Origin of the sequence: Salinicola peritrichatus (assembly GCF_003206715.1) — a bacterium.
GTDB lineage: Bacteria > Pseudomonadota > Gammaproteobacteria > Pseudomonadales > Halomonadaceae > Salinicola > Salinicola peritrichatus.
The window spans coordinates 74,690-96,202 of sequence record NZ_PZJU01000041.1 but is presented as its reverse complement, the minus strand read 5'-3'; the positions used below and the strand labels follow the sequence as shown (position 1 = coordinate 96,202).

At 61.5% G+C, this 21,513-nt stretch carries 22 protein-coding genes and 1 pseudogene; 12 read left to right on the top strand and 11 right to left on the bottom strand.

What is annotated here, in order from left to right; translation table 11 throughout:
- The first annotated feature begins 11 nt into the window (after positions 1 to 11).
- The gene (locus tag DOM57_RS14890) at positions 12 to 1,034 is read left to right on the top strand and encodes a glycosyltransferase family 2 protein (RefSeq protein ID WP_110649981.1); all 1,023 of its coding nucleotides are present in this window, start codon (positions 12 to 14) and stop codon (positions 1,032 to 1,034) included.
- A 54-nt stretch (positions 1,035 to 1,088) separates the two neighbouring features.
- On the opposite strand, the gene DOM57_RS22365 is transcribed toward DOM57_RS14890, so the two are convergent.
- Complete coding sequence (locus tag DOM57_RS22365) at positions 1,089 to 2,180, bottom strand: RNA-guided endonuclease InsQ/TnpB family protein (RefSeq protein ID WP_110649980.1); 1,092 nt, start codon at positions 2,178 to 2,180, stop codon at positions 1,089 to 1,091.
- A gap of 21 nt (positions 2,181 to 2,201) precedes the next feature.
- On the opposite strand from DOM57_RS22365, the gene tnpA reads away from it, so the two are divergent.
- Both tnpA and DOM57_RS14875 read left to right on the top strand, forming a co-directional pair.
- Positions 2,202 to 2,618, top strand: a complete 417-nt coding sequence (gene tnpA, locus DOM57_RS14880; RefSeq protein WP_110649979.1) for an IS200/IS605 family transposase — start codon at positions 2,202 to 2,204, stop codon at positions 2,616 to 2,618.
- A gap of 98 nt (positions 2,619 to 2,716) precedes the next feature.
- Complete coding sequence (locus tag DOM57_RS14875; RefSeq protein WP_110649978.1) at positions 2,717 to 3,433, top strand: 2OG-Fe(II) oxygenase; 717 nt, start codon at positions 2,717 to 2,719, stop codon at positions 3,431 to 3,433.
- 10 nt (positions 3,434 to 3,443) lie between these two features.
- On the opposite strand, the gene DOM57_RS14870 is transcribed toward DOM57_RS14875, so the two are convergent.
- From DOM57_RS14870 to lptF, 3 genes are all read right to left on the bottom strand, one after another.
- Positions 3,444 to 4,232, bottom strand: a complete 789-nt coding sequence (locus DOM57_RS14870; protein ID WP_204352982.1) for a protein kinase family protein — start codon at positions 4,230 to 4,232, stop codon at positions 3,444 to 3,446.
- Positions 4,233 to 4,710: 478 nt separating this feature from the next.
- Positions 4,711 to 5,769: an LPS export ABC transporter permease LptG gene (gene lptG, locus DOM57_RS14865; RefSeq protein ID WP_110649976.1), complete on the bottom strand. Its 1,059-nt coding sequence runs from the start codon at positions 5,767 to 5,769 to the stop codon at positions 4,711 to 4,713.
- Positions 5,766 to 6,848: an LPS export ABC transporter permease LptF gene (gene lptF, locus DOM57_RS14860; protein WP_110649975.1), complete on the bottom strand. Its 1,083-nt coding sequence runs from the start codon at positions 6,846 to 6,848 to the stop codon at positions 5,766 to 5,768. Before lptF ends, lptG begins: the two co-directional genes overlap by 4 nt.
- 201 nt (positions 6,849 to 7,049) lie before the next feature.
- On the opposite strand from lptF, the gene DOM57_RS14855 reads away from it, so the two are divergent.
- From DOM57_RS14855 to DOM57_RS14825, 7 genes are all read left to right on the top strand, one after another.
- Positions 7,050 to 8,567 (top strand): leucyl aminopeptidase, encoded by a 1,518-nt coding sequence (locus DOM57_RS14855; protein WP_071229975.1) that lies wholly within the window; start codon positions 7,050 to 7,052, stop codon positions 8,565 to 8,567.
- 268 nt (positions 8,568 to 8,835) lie between these two features.
- The gene (locus DOM57_RS14850) at positions 8,836 to 9,936 is read left to right on the top strand and encodes a branched-chain amino acid aminotransferase (protein WP_110649974.1); all 1,101 of its coding nucleotides are present in this window, start codon (positions 8,836 to 8,838) and stop codon (positions 9,934 to 9,936) included.
- 150 nt (positions 9,937 to 10,086) lie between these two features.
- On the top strand, positions 10,087 to 10,827 hold the full coding sequence (locus DOM57_RS14845; protein ID WP_110649973.1) for an SDR family oxidoreductase: 741 nt from the start codon (positions 10,087 to 10,089) through the stop codon (positions 10,825 to 10,827).
- Between the two features lie 85 nt (positions 10,828 to 10,912).
- A complete protein-coding gene (locus tag DOM57_RS14840; protein WP_110649972.1) occupies positions 10,913 to 11,548 on the top strand; it encodes a LysE family translocator in 636 nt (211 codons plus the stop codon).
- A 9-nt stretch (positions 11,549 to 11,557) separates the two neighbouring features.
- Positions 11,558 to 11,983, top strand: coding sequence for a DNA polymerase III subunit chi (locus DOM57_RS14835; RefSeq protein ID WP_110649971.1), 426 nt, complete (start codon positions 11,558 to 11,560; stop codon positions 11,981 to 11,983).
- A 143-nt stretch (positions 11,984 to 12,126) separates the two neighbouring features.
- On the top strand, positions 12,127 to 15,054 hold the full coding sequence (locus tag DOM57_RS14830; RefSeq protein WP_110649970.1) for a valine--tRNA ligase: 2,928 nt from the start codon (positions 12,127 to 12,129) through the stop codon (positions 15,052 to 15,054).
- 246 nt (positions 15,055 to 15,300) lie between these two features.
- The gene (locus DOM57_RS14825; protein ID WP_110649969.1) at positions 15,301 to 16,002 is read left to right on the top strand and encodes a phosphatase PAP2 family protein; all 702 of its coding nucleotides are present in this window, start codon (positions 15,301 to 15,303) and stop codon (positions 16,000 to 16,002) included.
- Here the strand turns inward: DOM57_RS14825 and DOM57_RS14820 are convergent.
- Positions 15,962 to 17,062 carry a GGDEF domain-containing protein gene (locus DOM57_RS14820; RefSeq protein ID WP_162619557.1) on the bottom strand — a complete coding sequence of 367 codons (1,101 nt, stop codon included), beginning with the start codon at positions 17,060 to 17,062 and terminating at the stop codon, positions 15,962 to 15,964. The two genes, DOM57_RS14825 and DOM57_RS14820, sit on opposite strands and share 41 nt — an antisense overlap.
- Before the next feature lie 357 nt (positions 17,063 to 17,419).
- Here DOM57_RS14820 and DOM57_RS14815 point away from each other — a divergent pair, with 357 nt between their 5' ends.
- The gene (locus DOM57_RS14815; RefSeq protein ID WP_110649967.1) at positions 17,420 to 17,821 is read left to right on the top strand and encodes a DoxX family protein; all 402 of its coding nucleotides are present in this window, start codon (positions 17,420 to 17,422) and stop codon (positions 17,819 to 17,821) included.
- A 29-nt stretch (positions 17,822 to 17,850) separates the two neighbouring features.
- On the opposite strand, the gene DOM57_RS14810 is transcribed toward DOM57_RS14815, so the two are convergent.
- The 4 genes and pseudogenes from DOM57_RS14810 to DOM57_RS22755 all read right to left on the bottom strand — a co-directional run.
- Positions 17,851 to 18,555 (bottom strand): uracil-DNA glycosylase family protein, encoded by a 705-nt coding sequence (locus DOM57_RS14810; protein WP_239496254.1) that lies wholly within the window; start codon positions 18,553 to 18,555, stop codon positions 17,851 to 17,853.
- 278 nt (positions 18,556 to 18,833) lie between these two features.
- Positions 18,834 to 19,274, bottom strand: coding sequence for a lactoylglutathione lyase (gene gloA, locus DOM57_RS14805; RefSeq protein WP_110649966.1), 441 nt, complete (start codon positions 19,272 to 19,274; stop codon positions 18,834 to 18,836).
- Positions 19,275 to 19,423: 149 nt separating this feature from the next.
- Entirely contained in the window at positions 19,424 to 19,588 is a 165-nt protein-coding gene (locus DOM57_RS22760) for a hypothetical protein (protein ID WP_420820235.1), read from the bottom strand.
- A gap of 57 nt (positions 19,589 to 19,645) precedes the next feature.
- Positions 19,646 to 19,696 (bottom strand): annotated as a pseudogene (locus DOM57_RS22755) (hypothetical protein); the annotation flags it as partial.
- Between DOM57_RS22755 and DOM57_RS22360 the strand changes: the two are divergent.
- Positions 19,688 to 19,846, top strand: coding sequence for a hypothetical protein (locus tag DOM57_RS22360; RefSeq protein ID WP_239496253.1), 159 nt, complete (start codon positions 19,688 to 19,690; stop codon positions 19,844 to 19,846). The pseudogene DOM57_RS22755 and the gene DOM57_RS22360 overlap by 9 nt on opposite strands.
- On the opposite strand, the gene DOM57_RS14795 is transcribed toward DOM57_RS22360, so the two are convergent.
- Together DOM57_RS14795 and DOM57_RS14790 are read right to left on the bottom strand one after the other, a co-directional pair.
- Positions 19,847 to 20,455 (bottom strand): FMN-dependent NADH-azoreductase, encoded by a 609-nt coding sequence (locus tag DOM57_RS14795; protein ID WP_110649964.1) that lies wholly within the window; start codon positions 20,453 to 20,455, stop codon positions 19,847 to 19,849.
- 130 nt (positions 20,456 to 20,585) lie between these two features.
- Positions 20,586 to 21,377, bottom strand: a complete 792-nt coding sequence (locus tag DOM57_RS14790; protein WP_239496252.1) for an MliC family protein — start codon at positions 21,375 to 21,377, stop codon at positions 20,586 to 20,588.
- Between the last annotated feature and the right edge of the window lie 136 nt (positions 21,378 to 21,513).

Here is a 21,513-nt window from a genome sequence, read left to right as displayed (position 1 = left end):
ACACGATAAGCATGGCCACAACGCCGCGCGTGACGGTCTTCATTCCGGTGCATAACCGTCAGCACTATATAACGACTGCCGTCGACAGCATCCTGGCGCAAACATTCGAGGACTTCGAACTGTTGATCGTCGACGATGGCTCGACCGACGCGACTCTCGATGTGCTGGCGGGCTATCAGGACCCGCGCCTGCGTGTGGAAAGCAACCCGCGTAACCTGGGCATCCCGGCCACCCGCAATCGCGGCCTCGAGCTGGCGCGCGGCGAATATATCGCCCTGCTCGACAGCGATGACATCTCCTGGCCGAACCGGCTCGCCCGTCAGGTCGAAACGCTGGATCGTCATTCCGACCTGGCTCAGATCGGCAGTGCCTGCGATTTCATGGATGCCGACGGCCAGCGAATCAATCGTGTCCGCCGCCAGCCGTTAGCGGCCGATGACGTCGCCGCCAGCCTGGCGTTCTACTGCGCGCTGACCAACCGCACGATCATGGCGCGTACCGCCATTCTGCGCGAGCATGGCTATTGCGAGACTTTTCCGCGCTGCCAGGACTACGAGCTGCATCAGCGCCTGTCACGGACGCAGCGCATGGCCAATCTCGCCGACGTGCTGGTCTGTGGCCGCGAGCATGGCGGCCGTTTCACCAAGCAGACCGATGCGTTGGGGCGCGAGCGCAAGCGTGAAATCTGCCGACGTGCGCTGATCGAGATGGGTATCACGCCAGGCGAAGAAGACCTCGATCGCCACTACGCGCTGGCGCGTCCGAAGAAGCTCGGCGCCGCGCTGAACAAGGACTATCTGGCCTGGGCCGAACAGTGGCTGGCCCAGCTCGACGCCGCCAATCGGCGCAGTCAACGTTATGTGCCTGAGGCGCTGTCACGGGTCATGACCGAGCGCTGGGTAGAGCTGTGCTGGCATGCACGCCGCCAGCTCGGAACAGGGGCATATCTGCACCTGATGCGTTCGCCGCTGGCCAGACGCGTACCTGCAGCGCTGTGGCGCCGCTTGCGAACGCCGCGTCCAGCGGCATCTTGATGCCAACGTGAGCGCGACAACACCATCGCTGTTACGGCAGGATATGCAACCTGCTCATTGACGAGGCTTGACATCCTCCCCGGGCTTTAGCCCGGGGATTCCCACTTCTGGACGGCGATGCCCCGCCGCGAGACTGAGGATATTCCGAGCCGCATTTACGTCCCGGTCGTGGAGCACACCACATTCCACGCACTCCCAGTCTCTTATTCGCAACCCGTTGACGCCTTGTGGCCCGCTGAGCGAGCCGCAAGCCGAACAGGTGCGGGTGGTGTTCCGCTCGCCAACTACCTTGAACACGATGCCTGCGTGAGCGCATTTATATTCCAGCATCGTCTCCAACTGGCCCCACCCGGCATCGAGCACGGACTTGGCCATTTTGGTCTTGGCGAGTTTCTGTGAGCTGACATCGCCCACGATGATTTCACCGTACTGGTTGACCAGACGGCGAGAGAACTTGTGCAAGGCATTCTTGCGGCGATTGGCAATCTTGGCGTGAATGGCGCGGGTGCGTTTCTTGTTACGGCTGCGTTGAGCTATTGCCAGCTTGTCTTCCATGCCGCGATAGAAACGCCCATTTTCCAGCTTTGCGCCATCGCTACAGGTCGCCACGTCTTTCAACCCAAGGTCGATGCCTACCGAGCCTTGTCCAGTTGATGGCTTAACCTCGGCATCAACCACCACGTTGAAATACCAACGCCCGCGAGCGTCTTCATTGAAGGATGCCGAGCGGAACTTGTAGTTGGACAAACCGTAGCTATCCCACACCTTGAAGTAGCTGCCGTTGTGGAATACCTGACCGTTCTTCCACTTGGCCGCGCCGGTATTGACCGGTATCCAGCCGAGGGAGCGATGCACGCCACGCGACTTGCGCCAATTAAGTCGAGACTTCTTGAACTGCTTGCGACGGGTGACGTATTCGGCGGCGATACACTGCAGCGTCTGACTATGCAGGCCAAGTTCCTTGCCTGCGTCCTTGGTATACGGATGTAGATCGTAGGCCGACAGAAACAGACCGCGCTCACGGATGGCGCGTAAACTCAGTTCGTTGAGGTAGTTCCAGACGAAGTTCACGCTGCGCGCCATGCGGTTAAGCTGGGCGGCGTGCTTGTCTTTCACGCGAACTTTTAATGTCTTGGTCTGCTTCATGGCTTTGAGTATACTGGGTCTATGGACAAAATCAACTCAATCAGAACTGGCAGGCACTGCGTTTTTGAGATGCACGCCCACTTGGTCTTTGTGACTAAATATCGTGGCAAGGTATTCAATGATGCGCATCTCCATTCCCTTGAAAGCCTGTTCAAGCGGGTATGCCAGGACTTCGAGGCCGAACTAAAGCAATTCAATGGCGAAACCGATCATGTTCACTTGCTGGTCAATTTCCCACCCAAGGTGGCGATCTCAAAGCTGGTGAACAGCCTGAAGGGTGTTTCGAGCAGGCGGATGAAGCTGTTGCACCCCGAATTGGTACAGCCCGCCTACAGGAAAAATGCGTTGTGGAGTCCCAGCTATTTTGCGGGAAGCGTCGGCGGAGCGCCGCTGAGTGTCGTCAAGCAATACATTGAGCAGCAGACAAGGCCGGAATAGGGGACGCTTCGCGTCCCACGCTACCTGGGCGGCCCCATCCATCCTCGCACTAGAAGTACGAGGTTTTTCGCGTTAATTGATAAGGGAAGGAGCACATCATGCGCTATCTGGATTTCGAGGCGCTGGCGCGCATGGATGCCAAGGCGTTCCAGCAGCAGCATCCCTACCCGTGGGCCAATCCGGCGGGCCTGCTGACCGATGAAGGTTACGCGGCGCTGCGTGAAACCCTGCCCGCCGCCGAGCGATTCGAGAAAGTCTTCGGCAAGCAGCGTCGTCACGGTCAGCAGCCCCATGACCGTCTGGCGTTGGAGTATTCGCCGGGGCTTGAACTCTCGCCGCACTGGCAAGCGTTCATGCAAGAGCTGACCGGCCCGGACTATCGACAGTTCATGGCGCGCATGCTCGGCACGCGCGCCTTCAACCTGCGCTTTCACTGGCACTATACGCCGGCCAGCTGCTCGGTCTCGCCGCACTGCGATGCCCGCGAAAAGCTGGGCTCACATATCTTCTACTTCAATACCGAAGACGACTGGCAGCCGGAATGGGGCGGGCAGACCGTGGTGCTCGATGACGGCGGTCGCTTCGATAGCAAAAGCGCGCCGGCATTCGAGGATTTCGACAGCGCGACCGAGTCGCATGCGATGGGCAACTACAGCCTGCTGTTCACCCGCCGCGGCAACTCCTGGCACGGCGTGCGTGAGATCAGCTGTCCGCCGGGATATTACCGCAAGGTGTTCATCGTGGTCATCAACGAACGCCGCCCGATCAAGCAGCTATCCAAGACGCTCAAGGGCCTGTTCAAACCCGCCGCCTGACTACGCTCAATCAGCGCATCGCGGTCACCATGTCATCGAGGGAGGCAATCAGTCGCTGTTCCTGTCTACTGGCGATGCCGGGCGCATGAGCGGCAGGCGCTGGCAGACGGCGGCGCTGTGACAGTTTATGCAGTTGCTTCTCGACGGCGTCGAGCTTGAGCTTATCCGGCTTGTGCCGCAGCAACCGGCGTCTTGAGAACGGCTTTTTGGTCGAGTGGCGCACCAGCAGCGGTAACAGCCGTTCGGCGGTGGCAAAACCGGCTTCGGCGCCCACAAGCCCGTACAGCAGCCTGCAAGCGCCATCCTCGAGCTCAGGTGCCGGCGAGGCACGCTTGCCGTTGAGCTCATGCAGAAACACGCCCAGGTGCAGCGCCGCCGAGATGGCAGGGTCGGCTTCCATGCTCATCTGCCCGCAATCGATCGCCCGCAGGGGAGCCTGTAGATCAGGTGAAACCATGACATTGCCGGGGTGGAGATCGAGATGACTGATACCGGTATCGCGCAGCGATACAAGCATGTCGAAAAACTGTAACAGCAACGTCCTACGCAGCGTTGCATTATCTTCATGCAATTTCCAGACAGCATCGAACGGCTGCCAATCCACCAGATATTCCTGTAGCAGTACCTGCTGAACAGGCAGGCCACCACGGAAATATTCGCCAAAGGCAAAGGCCCTGACACCGTGCGCCGTCTGCTCGTTCAAGGCCAGGTTGTGTGACAGTTCCGCCGTGCCATGGCTATACCCTACCAAAGGGTTGCTGCGGCCCAGCAGTGCGCCCAGGCGCTTGCGCGGCGGCAATGTCATCTGCTTGGCAAAATAGTGCGGTGAATCCGGCAGGGTCGTCGGCGCGATACGATAGAAGCGACGCGATTTCGCCGCTTTCTCACGTAATAGCGTAATGCCGGACGAATCTCCGGTACGGAAATAATGATCGATCGTCCGGGCCGGTAGCGCTGCATGCCCTTCGATAAGCCACCAGCGCCATCCCGAATCGGAAAATGCCACCGGTCCGTCGCTGCGTGCAGTCAAAAACTGCGGCCGGGGCCACCGAGCCCCCTCTCGCCTTGCACCCGTTATCATTCCATCGACTCTTCGCCGGATCAGTAACGCCTTAATGTTTCCTTAATATACAGCTACCGACGGGCACAAGCACGCCGCCCTGAGGGCAGCCGCACAGGGGGTTGCATGGCACAAGAGATAACCGTTCAGCGGGAAATCATCAGCTTATGACGATTCCCCGCTGAGGGATCACGGAAGGACATGAAGAAAAAGCGAGTTAACCTGCCCGCCTGAGCAGGAAACAGCCAAGCAGGAAACAGGCCAGCGTGGGCGTCAGTACCACCCAGATCGGCGAGAAGCCGAAGATCGTCGAGGCCGGGCCGAGCAGGTCCTGCAGGTATTTGAACGACAAACCGACGAGGGTGCCATAGAACACCCGCGTGCCGGCGGCAGCGCTTCTGAGCGGTCCGAACACGAACGAGACGGCGACCAGCATCAGCCCTGCCAGCACCAGCGGCTGCAGCAGCTTCTGCCAGAAATACAGCCAAGTATCGGTGGCGTCGGTGCCCTGAGCATTGAGATAGCGGCCATAGCGCCACAGATCGGCGATCGACTGACTGTCCTGGTCGGTGATGATCTGCTTGAGTAGTTTCGGATCGAGCGATGTCCGCCAGGGCTCGCTGGCATAGGTGTCGGTTACGGTACGGTCTGGCTCGAAATGGGTCTCCTGTACGTTCTGCAACTGCCATCCGCCTTTCATCGGCACGGCGCGCTCGGCATGCAGGGCACTCTCCAGGCGTTGGCCGTCAAAATGGTAGCGTAGGACGCCGATCACGGTATTATCGGAGCGCATCGAGGCGAATCGGTAGAAATCGTTGCCTTCACGCTGCCAGCCGCCGTCCTGTTCAGCCAGGCCATTATCCCCCTGGCGCTGTTCCGCCCGCCATGACTTGGCATACTGCTCGGTACTCGGTGCAACGTATTCGCCGACCGCCATGGTCAGCAGGATCACCACTCCGAGCGGCTTCATCACCGCCCAGATGATGCGTGCCAGCGACCATCCCGCCGCGCGCATCGCGGTCAGCTCGTTATTCGATGCCATCGCACCCAGCCCGATCAACCCGCCGAGCAGGACACCCACCGGTGCGTATTGATAAAAGCGCCACGGCAGCCGCATGAGGGTGTACAACAGCACCTCGAAAGCACCGTAATGGTTTTCCACGTCATCGAGCCCGGAAATGTAGTTGATCACCAGATCCAGCCCCATCAGAAGGACCTGAACGACCAACATCGCGGCAAGCACGTTTCGCGCAGTGTAGCGGTCGATAAGGTTCATAGGACACGTCTCCTGCGTGGACGTCGGCCTCGGTTCAGCCATAAACCGAACGCGAGAAAAGCGACATGGATCGGCCATACCCCCAGCGTCGCCGACAACTGCCCCCTGGCGATGGCGCTCTGTGCCGCCAGCAGCAGGCTCATGTAGCAGATATACAGGAAGATCGACGGCAGCAGCTTGGCAAAACGTCCGTGGCGTGGATTGGCGCGTGACAGCGGAAGCGCGATCAGGGTCAGGATCAGTACCATCAAGGGCAGGCTGGCGCGCCACTGAAGCGCCCCGCGGGCCTCCGGATCGTCACTGGCAAGCAGGGAGGGCGTGGATAATAGTTCGACGTCGTCGTATTGCGGCGTCGTAGCGGCGCCGGCGAGGCGAATGGCATAGGTCTCGAACTGCAGGCGGTCACTCGCCGCACTACCCGGCACGACGCTGTAACGGTAACCGTTCTTGAGAACCAGATAACGGCTGCCCGTCTCCGGGTCGGTCGCCTGATAACCGCTACGAGCACGCGTGATGACCTGTCTCGGCGGGCCGTTGGCCTGCTCCTCCTGTTCGGCGATGAACAGGTCCTGCATGCGGCTGGCGTCGTCGCCGAGCGACTCGGTGTATGCCGTACGATCGCCAAGCTCCTGGAAACGTCCGGGCGTCAGTGTACTGAAATCGGCGTTCTGCTTTTGATCATCCAGCATGCTCTCGTTATGCACCAGGCCGGCCGGTGTCAACCATAGACTGCAGACACCTACCAGCAGGGCCACGACCGCGGCGGGCCATAATGCCACATGCAACAGCTTGCGCGGGCTGACGCCACAGGCCGCCAGCACGGTGATTTCGCTGTTGAGATAGAGCTGCCCGTATGCCAGCAGGATAGCCAGAAAGAATGCCAGCGGCAGCAGTAACTGCATGAAGTTCGGCAACTGATACAGCATCAAGGTGCCGAGCAGCCTGGCGGGAAAGTCCCCTTGCGCCACATCGGTAAAGTAGCTGATGAAGCGGTTGCCCATGATCACCAATAGCAGCACGCCGGCAACGGCGGCCATGGTGGTGAGTATCTCGCGAGTCAGATAACGAAAAATAATCAAAAGTGTCTCCCGAAATGGCTTCCTTGCTGGCCTGTCTTCCTATCGACGCCGGTTGCCGGTCCATGCAATACGGCACCGCTTTGCGTACACTGAGAAACGTTCGAGGCTGGCGACGTGCCAGCATTATCCAGAAACCGCTCGCCCTTGTCTCTTCGTGAGATGTCGGTGGTGTGGATGAAGCCTCTGTCGTGTGGAGATGTCATGGAATTTTCCGTACTGACCGTCAATCCAGCCAAGGTCGAAACAGCCTGTCTGGTCGTACCGCTGTTTGAGGATGGCGACCTGCTGCCCGCCGTCGCCAAGCTGGATGACGCCAGCGAACGCTTGATCGCGCAACTCGTCGAGCGCGGCGATTTCACCCCGGAGCTCGCCAATGTTCAGCTCATTCCGTTTGCGCCGGGTCTCGCCACCGAACGGCTGCTGCTGGTCGGCCTGGGCAAACGCGACGCCTTCAACGAAGGCGCACTGCGCAAGGCACTCGATGCCGCCTTCACCGCGCTGGCCAAGCTGCCGGTCGACAGCGCTGCGGTAGCGTTTGCCGATGCCGAAGTCGAAGATCGCGACACCGCCTGGAATGCACAGATGACCTTGGAATCCGCGACTCGCGCGGTCTATCGCTTTACTCAGTGCAAGTCGACCTCGGCACCGTCACCGCAGCTTAGCAGGATCGAACTGCTAGTGAGCGAACCGGGGCAGGCCGACAATGCCAAGGCAGGCGCGAGCATCGGCGCCGCGCTGGGCGACGGTATCAATCTGGCCCGTACCCTGGGCAATCTGCCCGGCAATATCTGTACCCCGACGTACCTCGCCAATCAGGCCGAGACGCTGGCCGCGGAATCCGCCGGCTCGCTGGCAGTCGAAATTCTCGACGAAGCCGCGTTGGAAGCCCTTGGTGCCCATTCATTGCTGGCCGTGGGTCGCGGCAGTGCGGAACCCTCCAAGCTGATCGTGATGAAGTACCAGGGTGCCGACGACGCCGAGGAGTCGCCACACGTTCTGGTCGGCAAGGGCATCACCTTCGATACCGGCGGCATTTCGCTCAAGCCGGGTGCCGGCATGGACGAGATGAAGTTCGACATGTGCGGTGCCGCCAGCGTCTTCGGCACCATGAAAAGCGTGATCGCACTGAAGCCGAAGCTCAACGTGATCGCGATCGTCGCCAGCGCCGAGAACATGCCGGATGGTCGCGCCATCAAGCCGGGCGATATCGTCACCACGCTCAAGGGGCTGACCGTCGAGATTCTCAACACCGACGCCGAAGGTCGCCTGGTGCTGTGCGACGCGCTGACCTACGCCGAGCGCTTCGAACCGGCCAGCGTCGTCGATATCGCCACCCTCACCGGCGCTTGCGTCATCGCGCTGGGCGATCATGCCAGCGGCCTGTTCTCCAATGACGACGACCTCGCGCTGGACCTGCTCGAAGCGGGTGAGTCCTCCTGGGATCGCGCCTGGCACATGCCGCTGTGGGACGACTACCAGCAGCAGCTGGACTCCAACTTCGCCGATCTCGCCAACATCGGCGGGCGTCCGGCCGGCAGCATTACCGCCGCCTGCTTCCTGTCACGCTTCGCCGACAAGTATCCGTGGGCGCATCTCGATATCGCCGGCACCGGCTGGGACAGCGGCAAGCAGAAAGGCGCCAGCGGCCGCCCGGTAGGATTGCTGACGCGCTATCTGCTGGACCGCGAGAGCGAGCTGGTGGTCACACCGGAGGCCTGATCATTGTGGAGTTTGGCCGTGGAGAGCGGCGGCGCCACGCGGGAAAATATCAGCTCGCCGCAGGCAGGCGCTGAAACTCGCAGGCGCCGGGACAGGCGCGGAATCGGGCGCCAGAGATAACCGCCGCCGCCCTCTTCGCAGCCAACGCTTTGCATGCTAATTTAAATGTTCCGCTGCCCGTCGAACGGGCAGTTCCCAACCGAGGTCATCGACCGCCTGCCGCCCCGCTCGCGTCGTCAGGCATCATGGACTGTCAGGAGAAGTCGCAGTGTCCACTTCAGGTTTCGAAGCCCACCTTTCATCCAATCCACTCGATGCTGCTCTGCGCAACGAGATTCTTGCCAACCCGGGCTTCGGCCGCTACTTCACCGACCACATGGTACACGTACGCTGGACCAAGTCGGGCGGCTGGCAGCGCGGCGAGATCCGTCCCTACGGGCCGCTGCTGATCGACCCGGCCTCTCCGGTGCTGCACTATGGTCAGGAGATCTTCGAGGGCATCAAGGCGTATCGCCATGCCGACGGTTCGGTCTGGACCTTCCGCCCCGAGAAGAACGCGGCACGCTTCCGCGCCTCCGCTCGTCGCCTGGCGCTGCCGGAGCTCGATGACGAAACCTTCCTAGGCTCGCTCAAGACTCTGGTGGCGCAGGACGCCGCCTGGGTGCCGACGCCGAAGAACGATACCGAAGAGTGCAGCCTGTACCTACGCCCGTTCATGATCGGCAACGGCAAGTCGCTGGGCGTCAAGCCGGCGGCCGAGGTCGATTACTATCTGATCGCCTCGCCGGCCGCCTCCTACTTCAAGGGCGGCGGCAAGCCGGTCTCGATCTGGCTCTCCCAGCATTACAATCGCGCCGCACCGGGCGGCACCGGCGCCGCCAAGTGTGGTGGCAACTATGCGGCATCATTGCTGGCCCAGGCCGAGGCCGAAAGCCACGGCTGCGATCAGGTCGCGTTCCTCGACGCGGCGGAGAACAAGTGGATCGAAGAGCTCGGCGGCATGAACCTATTCTTCGTCTACCGCGATGGCCGCCTGGTCACGCCGGCGCTGACCGGCACCATCCTCGAGGGCGTCACCCGCGACTCGATCCTGGAACTGGCGCGCGACGAGGGCCTGACCCCGGAGGAGCGACCGATCAGCATCGACGAGTGGCGCGAGGGCGTGGCCAGCGGCGAGATCAGCGAGGTGTTCGCCTGCGGTACCGCCGCCGTCATCACCCAGATTGGACAATTGGTCACCGAAAACGACCGCATCGTCACGCCGGAAATCGCGGACGAAGCGATCAGCGCCAAGCTGCGCAAGCGTCTGCTCGATATCCAGTACGGCCGCAGCGAGGATACTCGCGGCTGGCTGATGCGCCTGGCCTGACCGCTGCACTGACCTGGCCTAAGCTGAACGTCGGCTTTACTCGCGAAGAAAGATACTCGATCGTCATACGACCGCCCAACGGCGGTCGTCTTGCACTTAGCCCATCAGCATCCATTGATGCACCCAGCCCATTCACAAAAGGATCCCGTGATGAAGCCAGTCATGATCATTACCGGCGCCGGCCGTGGCATTGGCGCCGCCACCGCCAAGATGGCGGCCCGCAAGGGTTACGCCGTCGCCGTGAACTACCGCAGCGACAAGGCTTCCGCCGAAGCGGTTGTGGCCGAGATAGAAGCCGACGGTGGCCGCGCCATCGCCATCCAGGCGGATGTCGTCGACGAAGCGGCCATCGTCGCCATGTTCGAGACCGTCGACCGCGAACTGGGGCCGGTCGATGTACTGGTCAACAACGCCGGCGTGGTCGACCAGATCAGCCGCGTCGACGAGATGAGCTTCGCGCGCGTCGACCGCATGATGAAGATCAACGTCGTCGGTCCCTTCATCTGCGCCCGCGAAGCGATCAAGCGCATGTCGACCAAGCACGGCGGCAAGGGCGGAGCGATCGTCAACGTCGGCTCGGCGGCCTCGCACCTGGGCGGCGCCGGCGAGTACATCGATTATGCCGCTTCCAAGGGCGCGATCGACGTCATGACCGAGGGGCTCTCCAAGGAAGTCGCCGGCGAAGGCATCCGCGTCAATACCGTGCGTCCCGGCGTGATCCGCACCACCATCCATGCCAGCGGCGGCAATCCGGACAAACCCGAGGTGGCAGGCAGCGTGATCCCGATGGGCCGTATCGGCGAGCCGGACGAGATCGCCAACGGCATTTTGTGGCTGGCCGAGGCCGGCTTTACCACGGGGGCATTGATCGATATCGACGGCGGCGTTTAGGAAAGGTGGGGCCAATTCGGTTTGACAGCCTACGTTGCATCATGGATGGCTTGAGGGACATCGGTCCTCGATAGGAGACACCAGCATGCCCCTCGACACTTGGCTCGCCTTCGTCTTAGCCTCGGCCATCATGTTGGCGATTCCCGGACCAACGATATTGCTGGTGGTCTCCCACGCACTGAGCCATGGCCGCAGGGCCGCCGGCGCAACTGTCGGCGGCGTGGCCCTCGGCGATCTCACCGCAATGACGGCTTCCATGGCGGGCTTGGGTGCCCTGTTGGCCACCTCGGCGATGCTATTCAGCGTGCTGAAATGGATCGGGGCTGCTTACCTGATCTATCTGGGAATCAAGGCGTGGCGAGCGCCTGTTGCTCTGGATGATGGCGAAAAAGTCCCTGATTCCAACGACGATAAAACCGTATCGGCCTTGTTCTGGCACGCCTATACCGTCACCACCTTTAATCCCAAGAGTCTCATTTTCTTCGTGGCATTCGTTCCCCAATTCCTGACCCCCCATCACGCGTTGATGCCACAGGTAGCGATTATGGAGGCCACGTTCATCATCCTGGCCACGCTGAATGCCGCGTTCTATGGATTACTCGCCTCATCGGCTCGCGAGAGAATTCGGCAGCCCCGTGTTCAGCGAGTCGCCAATCGCATCGGCGGCAGTGTGTTGGTGGGCGCAGGCTGTATTACTGCTATTTACCAACGGAATCAATAACGCGCCCCCATGACCCAAGTCGATTTCTACATCCTGCCCGACACCACGCTGGAAGCGCGGCTAACCTTTGCCTGCCGTCTGGCGGAAACGATCTACCGCAAGGGTTATCGGTTGCATATTCATGCACAGGACGAGCGGATGGCTCGCGAGTTGGATGAGTTGTTGTGGGCCTTCCGCGAGGACAGCTACGTTCCGCACATGGTGGCGGGAGACGCCATGGAGCCGGTACCGCCGGTGACCATCGGCTGGGAGAGCGTGCCGGAGCCCGGCGTCCAGGCAATGCTCAACCTGCACGACGAGATCCCCGAGTGGTTCTCGCGTCTGGAGCGGGTCGCCGAGATCATCAACCAGCATCAGGACGTGCTGCGTACCAAGCGTGCCTGCTGGCAGACTTACCGGGACAGGGGTTACAAGGTCGAAGCCCACAAACTCTAGCATCTTGACCTTGATACCTGAGCGCCCCTCCCCTGCCATGACGTGGCATGTCCCCAAAGGGTATAATCCCCGCCATTTTCGTGATGCGCTGCGGCCTTGGCTGCACGCATCGTCGTTACCGATCGCCGAGCCCGATAGCCGCCATGGACAAGACGTACCAACCCGATCAGATCGAAACCCGCTGGTATCAACGCTGGGAAGCCGACAACCGCTTCGCCCCGAGCGGCCAGGGCGAACCGTTCTCGATCATGATCCCGCCGCCCAACGTGACCGGCAGCCTGCACATGGGCCACGCCTTCCAGGACACGATCATGGACACCCTGATCCGCTGGAAACGCATGCGCGGCAACAACACCCTGTGGCAGGTCGGTACCGACCACGCCGGGATCGCCACCCAGATGCTGGTGGAACGCAAGCTGGCGGCAGAAACCGGACAGACCCGTCACGACCTGGGTCGTGACGCGTTCACCGACAAGATCTGGGAGTGGAAGGAAGAGTCCGGCGGCCATATCACCCGCCAGTTGCGCCGCATGGGCGCCAGCGTCGACTGGAGCCGCGAGCGCTTCACCATGGACGATGGCTTCTACAGGGCGGTGCAGGAAGTCTTCGTGCGGCTCCATGACGAGGGCCTGATCTATCGTGGCAAGCGCCTGGTCAACTGGGACCCGACCCTGCACACTGCGATCAGCGATCTCGAGGTGGAGAATCGCGAACAGCAGGGCCAGTTCTGGCACTTCCGCTACCCGCTGGCCGACGGCGCCAGGACAGCCGACGGCAAGGATTATCTGGTGGTCGCGACCACCCGCCCGGAAACCCTGCTTGGCGATACCGGGGTGGCGGTCAATCCGGAGGACCCGCGCTACGCCTCGCTGATCGGCAAGTTCGTCGAACTGCCGCTGGTTGGCCGGCGGATCCCGGTGATTGCCGACGAGCACGCCGATATGGAGAAGGGCTCCGGCTGCGTCAAGATCACCCCGGCTCACGACTTCAACGACTACGAAGTCGGCAAGCGCCACGATCATGCATTGATCAACGTGTTCTCCAAGGATGCCAGCGTGCTCGAACGCGCCGAGGCATTCGACCTGCAGGGCCGTCCGCTGGCCGACGTCGATACCCGTCTGCCCGCCGCCTACGCCGGGCTCGACCGCTACGTCGCCCGCGAGCGCATCGTCGCCGACATGGAAGCCGCCGGCCTGCTCGAGAAGATCGAGACAATCACCAATACCCTGCCCTATGGCGATCGCTCCGGCGACGTGATCGAGCCGCTGCTGACCGACCAGTGGTTCGTCGCCGTCGAGCAGCTCGCGAAACCGGCCATCGCCGCAGTGGAAAACGGCGATATCGAGTTCGTGCCCAAGAACTACGAGAACATGTACTTCGCCTGGATGCGCGACCTGCAGGACTGGTGTATCTCGCGCCAGTTGTGGTGGGGTCACCGCATTCCGGCGTGGTACGACGCCGACGGCAACGTCTATGTCGCGCGCACCGAAGCCGAAGCCCGCGAAAAGTACGGCATCGACGCCGGGATCGCCCTGACCCAGGACGACGACGTGCTGGATACCTGGTTCAGCTCCGGGCTGTGGACCTTCGGCACGCTGGGCTGGCCTTCAATGACGCCGGAACTCGAAACCTTCCACCCCTCCAGCGTGCTGGTGACCGGCTTCGACATCATTTTCTTCTGGGTCGCGCGGATGATCATGCTGACCCTGAAGTTCACCGGCGAAGTCCCGTTCAGGACCGTCTACGTCCACGGCCTGGTGCGCGACGGCCAGGGCCAGAAGATGTCGAAGTCGAAAGGCAACGTGCTCGATCCGATCGATCTGATCGACGGCATCGATCTCGAAAGCCTGGTGCAGAAACGCACGGGTAACATGATGCAGCCGCAGAAGGCGCGTGCGATCGAGAAAGCGACCAGAGCCGAGTTCCCCGACGGCATCGAGGCCCACGGCACCGACGCCCTGCGTTACACCTTCCTGTCGCTGGCCACCACCGGCCGTGACGTCAAGTTCGACATGGGCCGGCTCGACGGCTACCGCAATTTCTGCAACAAGCTGTGGAACGCCTCGCGCTACGTGTTGATGAACGCCGAAGGCGAGGATGTCGGCCTCAACGCCGAAAACATCGAACTGTCGCTGGCCGACCGCTGGATCATTTCGCGTCTGCAGCAGACCGAAGCGCAGGTCACCAGGGCGTTCGAGGAGTACCGTTTCGATCACGCCTCCCAGGCACTCTACGATTTCGTCTGGAACGAGTATTGCGACTGGTATCTGGAACTCTCGAAGCCGGTGCTGTGGGAGGATGACGTACAGGGAGGTACTAGTGCCGCGGGAGACAGGATGTCGGGAGCGGCCGAGCTGGAAAAAAGAAAGCGCGGCACACGCCGTACGCTGGTCCGTGTACTCGAGGCCATTCTGCGCCTCGCCCACCCGATGATGCCGTTCATCACCGAAGAAATCTGGCAGCGCGTGGCACCGCTGGCCGGGATTCTCTCCACAACCGGCTCTACTGCCGGTGCATCCGCGACCGGCGGCGAAAGCCTGATGACCCAGCCCTGGCCGGAAGCGGACGAGTCGCGCATCGACGAGCAGGCGATCCGCGATATCGAGTGGCTCAAGGGCGTGATCGTGGCGGTGCGCAATATCCGCGCCGAGATGAATATCGCCCCCGGCAAACCGCTCGACGTACTGCTGACCAAGGGCGAAGCGGCCGACCGCGAACGCCTGGAAGCCAATCGCCTGTTCCTTTCCAAGCTGGCCAAGCTGGCAAGCGCCAGCTGGCTGGACGATCCCGAGCAGGCGCCGCTGTCGGCGACGCAACTGGTCGGCGAGATGGAAGTGCTGGTGCCGATGGCCGATCTGATCGACAAGGAAGCCGAACTGACGCGCCTGGCCAAGGAGATAGACAAGCAGGACAAGCTGATCACCGGCATCGAGAAGAAACTCGCCAACGAGAGCTTCGTCGCCAAGGCCCCGGAAGCCGTGGTCGAGAAGGAGCGCGGCAAGCTCAAGGAGTTCCTGTCCACGCGTCAGCTGCTGGTCGAGCAGCGCAACAAGATCGCCGCGCTCGACTAGGAGCCACCATGCTTTGTACCCCGCGCCTTGCCTGACACCATTTGGCGCAGCGCCAACGCTGGCCCTCGCCTTTGGCGGGGGCTTTTACGTTGAAGTCCGATTGCAGCGGCCTGGATGAACGTCCTGCTGATGGCGAGCCAGGCACAGTTAAAAAAACACTGTTCCTTATGTTTTGCTTAAACCAAAATGGAGTGAACGAGACTGACGACGACTGGCGCAAAGTCGTTACCGAGCGGGAACTCCACCATGAACATCAAGCGCATTGTCGCCTTCAATCTGACCGGGGTCTTACTCCTGCTGAGCTGGGCCTGGCCACACGGCGTTTTGTGGACCGATCTCGACGATCGCATCTTCTGGGCTTTCAATCAGTTGATCACGCCGGAGAACGGTTTCTGGGACGACGTGCTGGCGCTGCTCAACACACGCTTTTTCGACGCCGCCTCGTTCGCTGTGATGGGAGTGCTGTTCGCGATGGCGATGCGTCGGGACCCGCGCCCCGATCGTGTACGCCGCTGGTGCGCCATTGGCGTGACCATGCTGCTGACCGCCGGGGTCGTCGCGGTCATCACCAACAAGGCGATCAGCTATGGGCATCCGAGCCCGACCCGCTTCTTCGAACACGCGGCAAGGCTGACGGATATCGTGTCGATTCCCACCAAGGACGCCGCCGCCAACAGTTTTCCCGGCGATCATGGATTGATGCTGATGATCTTTGCCGGTTTCATGCTGCGCTTCGCCGACCGCCGCCTGGCTGCCTGGAGCATCGCCTTCGTGGTCCTGCTGAGCGCACCGCGCATCATGGTCGGCGCGCACTGGTTCAGCGACGTTTACATGGGCGCGCTCAGCATCGCGCTGATCGTCCTTCCCTGGGTATTGTGTACCCCGCTGGCCAGCGGGGTCTCAGGGTTCATCCAGTGCTGGCTCTCCCGTCTCCTTCATCCTCGCTGACGGTGGCCGTGGCGTCATCGGGCTGCAGCGCATTTTCAATGCCCTGCGCCAAGCGGTGGGCGTTGCGGGAAGTCGCACTTTCCGCATGTCCCTCGGCCACGACCTGATCACGCCCGGCCGATTTGGCCGCATACAATCGCCGATCGGCGAGTTCGATGACATCCCGCAGATGGAGCCCCTCGCATGAGCGGGCAATGCCCATCGACAGCGTGACCGATAGCGCCTTGCCATCGAACTGGCAAGGCATACGCGCCAAGCGGTCGCGAATGCGCATGGCGGCCTTCAGCGCATCGTTGTGGCCTGCGCCCGGCAACAGGATCAGGAACTCCTCTCCTCCGACCCGGCCGATGCTGTCGTCATTGCGCAGCGAAGCGCGCAGCAGTCCCGCCAGATGATGCAGCACCGCATCGCCAGCGGTGTGGCCGAAATTGTCGTTGATCTCCTTGAAGCGATCGGCGTCCACCAGCACGATCGAGAAGGCGCGGCCCGCCTTCCAATGAAACGAGGCGCGCTCGAAGATCGCGCGGCGGTTGAGCACCAGGGTGAGCGAGTCATGCGTGGCGTCGCGTCGATAGCGGTGTTCATGACGATCGGTGATCGCGAGCATCCGCAGAATCACTGCGCAGATCATCGCGAAGACCAGGCCCAGCCCCAGATCGGAAAGTAGCAGATCAAGCGTCGACGGCGTTGTCGTCAATGGCGGCAGCACCGGCAGATGAACAATGGCAAGAGCGACGCCGAACATACCGACCGTGGCCGCGACTTTGGTACGCCGGCGCAGGTCCGCCAGCATCAACTCGACTTCGGCAAACAGCAGATAGTAGATCAGATTGTTACCGTTATCCGTCAGCATGGCGCCGTAGGTGGCAAAAAGCATGAACGCGCCGAGCTTGGTCATCAGCGCCGCGGCGATGAAGAGCCGACGGTGCAGCACCAGCGCAACGCCGTAGCCAACGAGACACAGCAAGTTCAGGTGCCCCAATGTGACGTGTCCGGAAAAATAGAGCACCGGCGCTATCAATATCTGCAAACCCAGCGCCAGTAGATAGATCTCCGCCATGATCTCGAAACTACGACGGCGCTCGACCGCCAAGGCCTCGGGCGGCCGCGTGAGAGTTCGCCAAATAGAAAGAAACAGGCTCCACATTGCGTACTGACCCATTGTCTCGTTGTAGCCTCACACGCCGTTGTGGAGGCATTCGCCGCATTAAATGCCGGCACGACGCACTGCGGGATCGGCGGAAGCACTCATGAGCGGCAACGGGCCAAGTATCGCTGGTTTTTACATAAAATAACATTCCAAATTCGCGCCTCCCCTTGTAAGCGAAGAGTGACGGCATCCCCCCGAGGCCAAGTTCTGATAGGCTTGGCGCGCCGAGGGCGCTGCTGGTATCACGAATACAAGGAATGACACTTCATGCGATTTCTGCACAACGAAGACTTGGGCAAGCTGCTGCTACGACTCTGCGTCGGGATACTGATTCTGTTGCATGGCGTCAGCAAGCTGATGGACCCATCGAGCCTCAACGGTATCGCCCATCAGTTGTCGGGAATGGGCCTGCCCTCGTTCGTTGCCTATGGAGTGCTGGTCGGCGAACTCGTTGGGCCCGTCATGGCCATCGTCGGCTGGCAGTCGCGTATCGGCGGGTTGCTGATGGCGATCAACATGATCGTGGCGATCATCCTGGTGCATCTACCGCAGTTATGGACGCTCAATGCCCAGGGTGGCTGGACGCTGGAGTTGCAGGGCATGTTCCTGTTCGGCGCGCTGGCGATCCTGTTCCTGGGCAGTGGCCGGATGGCGGCCAAGCCCGATTGACGTCGACTCGAAGACGCTTTGCTACGGCGTCAATCGATCCCGAGCGTCGCCAGCCGCCGATCCATCAATTCCGGAAAGCGCTTGAACCAGCGCTGGTTGAGCGGCGACGGGTGCGGCAACGGTGCCAGCGAAAAGCGCTTGGTTCTGCCATCGGGCAGGCTCAGTTCGGTGTCGTGGACGGCCTCGAAACGGGAATCGTCAGCCCAGAACGCATCGAGTGCCTCGCGTACCGCTCGCGACTGACCGATACCGAACCAGAAAAAGGCATCGCGCCCCAGGGTGATGACGCGGTGCCCTTCCCAGCGATCCGTCAGCAGCTCGGCTATCAACGGCTGGAAGCGCTTCTTGACCGCCATCGACCAAGCCTTGTTGCCCTGCGGCTTGTAGGGCACGGTATTGATCCAGAAGAGTGCCTTGCCCACCGCCAACGACGCCTCGAAATCCGGCAACGGCTCGCCATGCCAATGGCGATAGAGCGCCTCGCGCGCCTTCTGCCCGCCGGCACCGACGAACGGTAGACCGATCTCGACCTCCTTGCGTCCGGGATCGCGACCGAAGATGGCCAGTCTGGCATCCGAGGGACCCAGGCCGATGATTGGTGCCAGCGGATCGCGATCGAACTGCGCATAGACCTCGCGATCCAGGCGATCCAGCTCGGCGGCCTCTCGACGCATCGCGGCTTCGAGAGGCTTGGGGACGGGATGGCCGTACTTGTGCTGTGGATCCTGCGACACGTCTCCTCCCAATACATCTCTCTGCCTGAGGGGCCGCCCCGAACGGTGCGGCCCCTGTCTTACACGGCCAGCCGCTTAGAACCCGTTCACGATCTAGCGAGCTAGGATCAAACTAGGCGAAAACGACTGAGGATACGGAGTTTACATAGAAGTAAATGAGTATTCCGAAGTCGTTTGACTCGCTTCGCTCGCCCTATGGGCCAGCCTTCGGCTGTTGTCTCCGCTGCGCTCCGGCTCAACAACGTTTGGCCGACGCGCAGCAGATTGTGGCCAGGTTCTTACCAGCTGCCGGTATTCTCCATCGACGCCCACGGCTCTTGAGGTTCGAGCGCCTCGCCTTTTTGCAGCAGTTCGATGGAGATGCCATCCGGCGAGCGCACAAAGGCCATATGACCGTCCCGTGGCGGACGATTGATGGTCACGCCGCCGGCCTGCAACTTCTCGCACAGGGCGTAAATGTCATCGACCCGATACGCCAGATGGCCGAAGTTGCGACCGCCGCTGTACTCCTCCGGATCCCAGTTGTAGGTCAGTTCCAGCTCAGGCGCCTTGTTCTCCCGCGAACTCGCCTCGTCATCGGGCGCAGCGAGAAAGATCAAGGTGAAGCGGCCTTTCTCGTTCTCGATGCGCCGCACCTCGGTCAGGCCGAGCAGGTCGCAGTAGAAATGCAGCGAGGCATCGACATCGGTGACACGCACCATCGTATGTAGATATTGCATGGAATCATCCTAATTCAGTGGAGTGGTGCCCCTATGGTAGATCACCCGGCGATGCCGGTGAATGCGTGCGGTGTCGGACATCGGTCCGTACTCTCGACCGGTGCTCCAGGCCGCNNGCGGCCTGGAGCACCCATCGAACGCTGCCGGGATCAGTCCGGCCTGAGCGCCATGCGGCCGCTGCCCAGAAACAGAATCGCCACGGCACCGAAGAAGTACATGCCCTGCAGTTCCAGCATCCAGCCGCCCTGATCGTTCAATGACCAGAACTGGCCCAGGTGGACCAGGATCACCGCGACGATCATGTTGCCCGCCATCAACGGACCGACGACCTCCTCGAGCAAGACCCCATAAGCGATGAAGGACGGCAGCCCTAACTCGGCGAGGGGCTGACCAAGCCAGTCGAAACTCTCCGGATGAATCAGCTTGTTGATGCCATGCAGGAGGATCAGGATACCGACGCACAGGCGCAGAATAAGTTTGCCGAGATCGTCGTTTTGCAGCAGTCGATATATGTCGTTCCCCTCGAATGGTCGCTCTCGACGTTTCCCCCGCCGGTATCGAGAACCCGCTAGTCAGATAAGCTTCGCAGCGTAGTGACCAATCGCCTGCCTGGCTTCATCGAGCGACTGCTGCTTGCGTTCGTCGCCCGTGTTGAGGCCCTCGGCGTAAATGACCTCGACATCCTTAACACCGATCAATCCCAGCATATGCTTGAGGTGCGGTGTCTGGGAATCGAAATCGGTCCCGGCATACATGCCGCCACGTGCCGCCAGGATCAGCGCGGACTTGCCTTCGAGCAGGCCGACCGGGCCATTTTCGGTGTACTTGAAGGTCTTGCCGGCACGCAGGATACGGTCGAACCAGGACTTGAGCTGGCTGGGAATTCCCAGGTTATAAAGCGGCACCGCCAGCACGATGACCTCGTTGGCTTCGATTTCGGCCAGCAGCTCGTCGGAGTGACGCGCCAATGCTTGCTGCTCGGCACTGCGTTCGGCGGGATCGGTCATCCAGCTCATCGTCTCGGCGCCGGTCAGGTATGGCAGCGGCTGCTCGACGACGTCGCGTTCGCTCAACTCGACATCGTGACCGCTGAGCGTTGCCTTGAAGGATGCCGCCAGGGCACGGGACTGGCCGCCCTCGCCGAAGATGGAGCTGGTAACCAGAAGAATACGCTTTGCCATGAGACTTGCCTCCAGTGAATGTGCCGGTGAACGAACCGGTAATCGGTGGAGGCATTATTCATTGTGTTTATTGAAATGAAAAACGCGAAAAATGGGATGTATCGTTCGATTCAATTATCGTGTTCAGACATCATTGACTCGCCTCCACCCCCTGGCCACAGCCTTGCCACTGCTGGTCGCCATAACGCAGCGTCACCTTGACCGGCCAGGGTTGGCCGCTCATGGAGTCGAAACAGGCGCCGGCACGCAGATCCATCTCCAATGGCAAGCGCCCGCTGTCACTGACCAGAACCATCCGAGCGTCACTGCCGTTAGTGACCGAGGCGACCCGGTAATCGAAGGTGTCCCGCGCCTGGCCGTAATCGGAAACCAGCGTCAAGGTGGTGGTCCGCCGATCCAGCGAGACGTTCCAGCCCGGCTCGTTGCCGCTGGCATAGAAGATGCTTTGCGGGTGATCTTCCCGGGTCGTCGTCTTGCGCTCGCTGGCACGCGTGCAGACCAGTCGTCCGTTGTCGCTCTCGACCCGGGCGTCGCGTCCCTGCCGCCAGAAAGAGAGATCGCCGAGTTCATAACGGGCACCGCTGCCGACAACGGCGCGGGGAAGCTCGGTTCCCCCCAGTGCCGTCCACAAGCGCAGGCGGCCTTCGTCCGGCGTCGTCGTCACCAGGTCCTGAGACGGCGTACAGCGCCAGGCGGTAAAACGCTCGCCGCCATCGGCGAAGAAGGGACTCGGCAGCAACGGCGACTTCGGTGCCTCCGGCGACAGCGATACCGCGGACGCCGCGTCGACGCCCTGCCCCGTTCCGCCACTGGCACAACCGCCGAGCAGTGCCGCCAGCATCGCGACCGTTCCCCAACGGGCGAATTTGCGGTGACGGTCGATGGCATAAAGGCGAGCGGCGGCAGAAGTCGCGTGTGACATGGATCAGGTTCCCGAGCGAGTGCGGTGCAACAAACGAAAAAAGCGCCGCGAGAGCCTCTCGCGGCGCCAGTCCAGCCTAACATGTCGGACATGATGGCGGGACCGCCCCCTCGGCACGGAGCGCCGGGAAGCGGCT

What these genes read in the sequence shown, in the direction of transcription:
- DOM57_RS14840 (WP_110649972.1), top strand. Translation starts at nt 10,913, where the DNA reads ATGCCCCTCGACACTTGGCTCGCCTTCGTCTTAGCCTCGGCCATCATG.
- DOM57_RS14830 (WP_110649970.1), top strand. Translation starts at nt 12,127, where the DNA reads ATGGACAAGACGTACCAACCCGATCAGATCGAAACCCGCTGGTATCAA.
- DOM57_RS14890 (WP_110649981.1), top strand. Translation starts at nt 12, where the DNA reads ATGGCCACAACGCCGCGCGTGACGGTCTTCATTCCGGTGCATAACCGT.
- DOM57_RS22760 (WP_420820235.1), bottom strand. Translation starts at nt 19,588, where the DNA reads ATGGCGGGCAACATGATCGTCGCGGTGATCCTGGTCCACCTGGGCCAG.
- DOM57_RS14835 (WP_110649971.1), top strand. Translation starts at nt 11,558, where the DNA reads ATGACCCAAGTCGATTTCTACATCCTGCCCGACACCACGCTGGAAGCG.
- DOM57_RS22360 (WP_239496253.1), top strand. Translation starts at nt 19,688, where the DNA reads ATGAATCAGCTTGTTGATGCCATGCAGGAGGATCAGGATACCGACGCA.
- DOM57_RS14875 (WP_110649978.1), top strand. Translation starts at nt 2,717, where the DNA reads ATGCGCTATCTGGATTTCGAGGCGCTGGCGCGCATGGATGCCAAGGCG.
- gloA (WP_110649966.1), bottom strand. Translation starts at nt 19,274, where the DNA reads ATGCAATATCTACATACGATGGTGCGTGTCACCGATGTCGATGCCTCG.
- DOM57_RS14825 (WP_110649969.1), top strand. Translation starts at nt 15,301, where the DNA reads ATGAACATCAAGCGCATTGTCGCCTTCAATCTGACCGGGGTCTTACTC.
- DOM57_RS22365 (WP_110649980.1), bottom strand. Translation starts at nt 2,180, where the DNA reads ATGAAGCAGACCAAGACATTAAAAGTTCGCGTGAAAGACAAGCACGCC.
- DOM57_RS14815 (WP_110649967.1), top strand. Translation starts at nt 17,420, where the DNA reads ATGCGATTTCTGCACAACGAAGACTTGGGCAAGCTGCTGCTACGACTC.
- DOM57_RS14820 (WP_162619557.1), bottom strand. Translation starts at nt 17,062, where the DNA reads ATGGCGGAGATCTATCTACTGGCGCTGGGTTTGCAGATATTGATAGCG.
- DOM57_RS14795 (WP_110649964.1), bottom strand. Translation starts at nt 20,455, where the DNA reads ATGGCAAAGCGTATTCTTCTGGTTACCAGCTCCATCTTCGGCGAGGGC.
- tnpA (WP_110649979.1), top strand. Translation starts at nt 2,202, where the DNA reads ATGGACAAAATCAACTCAATCAGAACTGGCAGGCACTGCGTTTTTGAG.
- lptG (WP_110649976.1), bottom strand. Translation starts at nt 5,769, where the DNA reads ATGAACCTTATCGACCGCTACACTGCGCGAAACGTGCTTGCCGCGATG.
- DOM57_RS14790 (WP_239496252.1), bottom strand. Translation starts at nt 21,377, where the DNA reads ATGTCACACGCGACTTCTGCCGCCGCTCGCCTTTATGCCATCGACCGT.
- DOM57_RS14845 (WP_110649973.1), top strand. Translation starts at nt 10,087, where the DNA reads ATGAAGCCAGTCATGATCATTACCGGCGCCGGCCGTGGCATTGGCGCC.
- DOM57_RS14855 (WP_071229975.1), top strand. Translation starts at nt 7,050, where the DNA reads ATGGAATTTTCCGTACTGACCGTCAATCCAGCCAAGGTCGAAACAGCC.